This window comes from Olavius algarvensis spirochete endosymbiont (assembly GCA_900608495.1).
Taxonomy (GTDB): domain Bacteria; phylum Spirochaetota; class Spirochaetia; order DSM-2461; family DSM-2461; genus UBA2779.
This window is the reverse complement of record UWYT01000092.1, coordinates 1-4,917: the sequence shown is the minus strand read 5'-3', so window position 1 is coordinate 4,917 and position 4,917 is coordinate 1. Positions and strand designations below refer to the sequence as shown.

At 47.1% G+C, this 4,917-nt stretch carries 3 protein-coding genes; all 3 read right to left on the bottom strand.

Annotated elements, in window-relative coordinates; translation table 11 throughout:
- Positions 1-915 (bottom strand): hypothetical protein (locus tag S1OALGB6SA_RS02120; RefSeq protein WP_148084001.1); only part of this gene is annotated, 915 nt, incomplete at its 3' end.
- Positions 909-2,510, bottom strand: a complete 1,602-nt coding sequence (locus tag S1OALGB6SA_RS02115) for a hypothetical protein (RefSeq protein ID WP_124032397.1) — start codon at positions 2,508-2,510, stop codon at positions 909-911. The genes S1OALGB6SA_RS02120 and S1OALGB6SA_RS02115, both read right to left, overlap by 7 nt.
- A partial coding sequence (locus tag S1OALGB6SA_RS10040) for a fibronectin type III domain-containing protein (protein ID WP_195910244.1) occupies positions 2,500-4,917 on the bottom strand: 2,418 nt, incomplete at its 5' end. The genes S1OALGB6SA_RS02115 and S1OALGB6SA_RS10040, both read right to left, overlap by 11 nt.

Below are 4,917 nucleotides of genomic sequence, written 5' to 3'. Positions count from 1 at the left end.
GTCTCTGCTCTTTCCCGTGGGTTCTACCCTAAGAGCCCCTTCAGAGCGAGCCTCAACCCCATTTGGATTAGATGCTATCAATGTGTAATCACCGGGTTTTGCCCCAGCCAAATCAAGGTAAACCAACGCTCTCTTCTCGTTAAAAACCTCAGTTGAAACAACCTTCAGAATTTCATCCAGGCTCTCGAAACGCAGAGACATATCCATATCAAAGCGTTCACCGACAATTTCAACAGGGAAGGTTCCCTCGGGAGGAAGCTCGGTTACGCTTAAGCTATAAATCGAGAGTGACTTAGTCGATTGAACTGTTAGAACTTCAGGAATCATGAAGGTTTTACCGGAAATATCGCGTGCCTCCAAGTCCCATCTTCCTGCCTCAAGTGAATCCGGTAACAGAATTGAATAGAGGTTTTCATCTTTCTGCCATTCCGTGCTAATTCGTCTGTCGCCATTTATCAACAGGAGGGTGATGTCTTCCCTGAATTTAGTCGACTCAACAACCAGGATTTTACCGCTTTCCCCCTCTGCGATTTCGAGTGGGGATACTAATCGAAAATGGGGAATCTTCGAACTGCTCACTCTTAACGGTAGCCAAGTTGTGCTTCTATCTTCTTTGGCAAAGACATTTAGCGTAGCGACTCTATACTCATAAAGGCCAGGGGCCAAATTTAGTCTTATCTCATTCTTGTCGTGCTCCATATCGAAAAACACTTGCCCGTCGCGACGAATCTGAATACGGAACAAGGAAGCGTCGGATTCCCACCTCAAGATAACCGCGCCTTCATCGCTTATAAGAGTGCTTGATTCCTGGCCATGGCTTGCCCAAACTGAAGTTAGAATCATGATGAGAAAGGCAGTCCATTCTGAGGGATAGTGGAACAGGCTGAATTTAGCCGAAGCCCGGCTTTTTACCATCTCCAGCCTCCTTCAATCTTAGGTTGAAAGGACCATTCGTCATTTTTATCTATTTCGTTTTTAAGCATGGCATTGGCAGTTGTATTTACGAATAGTTGTGGCGTGATATCCCAGCGGAATCCCAAATCGAAGCTCATAATGAAACTTGTTGAATTCTTGGGATAAACAAATTCAGGCATATCGGGGCCAGCATCAGGCGGCAGTCCTGGTATTGGCGACAGTTCTGGGCCGCTATACTCGCGGAGCATAACGCCAATCCCAAGGCCAATTTGCGCCAGAAGGTTCAGTGGAGAATCGAACCAGGTGACATAACTAACTCCAAACAGGAAGGCTAAACTATGATGGTTTTGTACTAAACCAAAGTCATCTAAAGGACTAGGAAAAGGACTAGGCAAAAGATCACTAGGTTCAGCATCAATAAGTTTACTGTTAGAATAGCTTGCCAGGAAATACCATTCAACGTCATCCAGGTAGGGCACTCTTCGCAGCAAATCATTTTCGATATCCCGGGAATATCCCAGTGTAAACCCCAAATAGCCTGGTTGGAAAACAACTTGGGAAGAAGGATCGAAAAAGGATTCCAAGCCTGTATCACTGGTTCGTATAATGGGTTTCCATCCGCCATAGATTGCATTGGGGAATTCGGATTGCGGCCGGGGTTTTCTATCATCAATTTTCAGTGTCTTAACCTTTCTGGATGAAGCCATTTTTGGGGAGTGAATTTTTAGTCCCTCAGGTATGGTGTCGATTTCCCCCGAGGGATTCAGCAAAGAAATCGAATAGAGTCCCTCTGATGCATCCCTTAGATTCAAGCTAAATTCAAAGACATCCTTTTCACCCTGATTTAATTTCGTTATTGGAATTTCCGAAGGTCCGTCGATTAGAAGAGTAGTGTCTCCACTGAAGTCCTTTGCCCTAATTCGGAGCACAGCATTTGGAATTCCGGCAACAAATTCCTTCGGATTTATGGTTTTTATTCGAGGCTGTGAACCTTGGAAAATGGTGAGTGCATTTTCCAGACTATCTTCGCGGCCATCGGGATTGGACATTGTGAGATGCCAGGAGCCAACATTGGGCAGCCTTCTATCTGTGCTTAGGGATATCTCTATCCAACCTTCGGCAGCCTTGCTGGAGTCTGATATCTCCCAATTCAGTTGTATCTTCCTGTCTTCGTCGCTTTCAAGTGCGAAGGTGGTGGATTGTTTTTCATTCTCCAGCAGTCCGCTTACTCGCGCAAAAAACACCGGCTTCTCATTTTTATGAAATACCCCGGGAGATACATAGATGATGAAGGGGATAAGAGGCGCGCTGATTTTCAAACGGCTAATCTCGTCGGTGGATTGGGCATTCCCAAATGAATCTATCACCTTGATTCGAATATCATAGTAACCGGGGGGAAGGAAAAGCGGTATAAAAGACTCCTTGCTCTGTACTTCAAGTACGAGCTTGCCATTCTGACTTATTTCCACCAGGTAGTGATCGGCCCCGACAACGGGTTCCCATTCGATTCTTTCTTGCGCTGAGAGGCATGTTGTGGCCGCCAGGAAGCTTAACAAGAAAAAAAACGCCGGTTTCCCGCCTGTCTTAGTCCGCATATTGCAGCTCACTATTAAGCATCTTCGGCGTCGTGTTTGCAACATCTATTGAAAGAGTAAAAGGCACTCTAACTACCGGGCTCGACCGAGTAATGCCGATATCGAAGTAATCGATGCGTGATTGGATTGTAAGAATGAAGTTTCCAACATCCAGAATTTCGAGGTTATCCAGAGTATAAGTGGTGTCGGTTAAACCGACTTCTCTGACAAGAGGTGTGTTCGCATCGCTGAAGTAGAGCGCTAAATCGTATACTGTATTTTTCTCTCCAGCCTCCCACTCAAAGGAAAGATTCTTCTTCCCTGTCATGTCCAGTTTGGCTCCGGATTGAGGGAATACTGCGGCAGGGGGGGGTGGATTTGGAAAATCATCGATTCTAAACCTGGCGACTTGACTCTTCGGAGCCTCCTGTCCAAAGCTATCTCTGGAGCGAACTAACCAGGAATAGTGCCCGGGATTCAGGGATTCAAGGAATAGGCTGGACTGTTTGCTTTGGTATAGCCTGATAAATTCCCCGTTGCCAAGCTCGACAGTGTAATTCTCCAGTGGCGGATCCTGTCGCCAGTTCAGGGTGACTCCACTTCTCAGGGCTTCTACTGGATTTATTGTGACGTCATCTGTCGGGGAGATTGGGATGGCTGCAGAGTATTGAAAGAAATCCTTTACTTCAAACTGATAAATAGCGGTTCTGCTTCTAGCGGAGGCGCCTGGAGGTGGATTTTCCCTTATCGAAGTGAGTTCAACGGTGTATATGCCGCCGCCTTCTGTCTGAGAGAACGCAAAATCCCGACTCAAACCAATTACGCGTCTATCCAGTCCTATAACAACTCCATCTTGATTCCTGAACTCTATTTCGTAAGCATCGGCGCCTGGCGATGGATCCCAGCTTATCGAGATTGTAGTTGAGTCAGCTATTCCGATAATCGAGCCAGGAGCCGGATTGCTAAGAATCGGCGGTTCGAAATCCGCTCTCACGACGAATTGAACTTCCCCGCTTCGAAGCAGCAAACGGCCTTTATCATCAAGAATTTGTATACTCCATGCGTACTCACCTTCTCCGGGCAGTATCGTCCTGAATGATTCGCCTTGTAATAAGGTATCTAGAATTCTGACTTGCTCACTTTCCCCCGTCTTTTTGACTCTGCTCAACTGGAATCGGGCAGTGCCGGGGATGTCACTGTGCCAAATGAAACTGTGAGATGTAAATGGTTTTAGTTCCTTAAATTCGCCGGGGGCGGGATCGATAAGCTCAACTATTCCGCTCTGGGGGCGAACGGTGAAGCTGCGTGTCCTGGAAACTGGAACATCAGCTCCATCGGCTGCAATTGCCTCAACGCGCCAGTAATAGACGGCAGGTTCTGGAGTCGGAAGTAGAGTTCTCCAGTTTTCAGGTCCGTCTGCTACCGCAACTATATCGTCCATATTCTGATTTTTCGCCACGCTTATCCTGTATGAGACTATGCTATCGGCCGCAAGCCATTTAAACGGGATGCCGTCTCGAACATCCAGACTTGATAGCGACGCATTTTCCACTGGGCTGATGAGTGTAACCGGTTCGTGTTCGATGCGCTCTTCCAGAACAAAATATCTAGGTTCCGAGTTTAGTGGATTTATCAAATCCCCGCGTTGGTAGTGAGGAATCACACGCCACCACCAGCTACCTTCTGTCAGGTTTTTAACCAGTATCGAATTGTCGATAACCTCACGCATAATTCGCGGATTGGAAAATGATGAATTTTGGCTAAGTTCTACTGTGTAGGAACTCGCATATGGCGCGCTGCTCCATCTAAGGGAAACGCTGGCTGTCTGTCCGCGAAATGGTATGTTCAAACCCGGCGAGGGAGCGATCGGTTTTATGCGTCGTGCTCGACCAATCGAGAATTCGTTCGTAGGGCCGAAACTGCCGTTCTCCGATTCCAGAATTCGCCAATACCAATTTCCCGATCCCAGGTTCAAAGACGCTTCCGAGTTCGCTCTGATTCGAGTGCCGTCGATATCCGAAAAGGTTGAATCGGTTGAAACTTCAAGAAGTGGGCTGGTCCAATCGGCAAAAACCTGCCAGGCAAAATCAACCGGTAAGTTATCTTCGTAGCTTAGTAGAAGGGCATTGGGGCTCGGCTTATCTATCGCAACTGCAACGGTTGTCGTAGTTGTATTTCCGGTGTTTCTGTCGAATTGCAGGATTGCATCATTGCCCACCTGTGTTCTTTGGTTATTTACCAGCACAGTAGCTTCGCCTTCCGAAACCGAGATACTAAGCTGTTCATCCAAATCATTATCTAAACTCACATGTCCCTGATCCGCAAAAATCAGTGCCTCCTCTGAGCTGATGGTTAAACCCGGCTGACCCTTGGCGGATAGCTTGCCAGTAACCAGGCTGACATTTCTCCTACGTCCTAAAAGATCAAA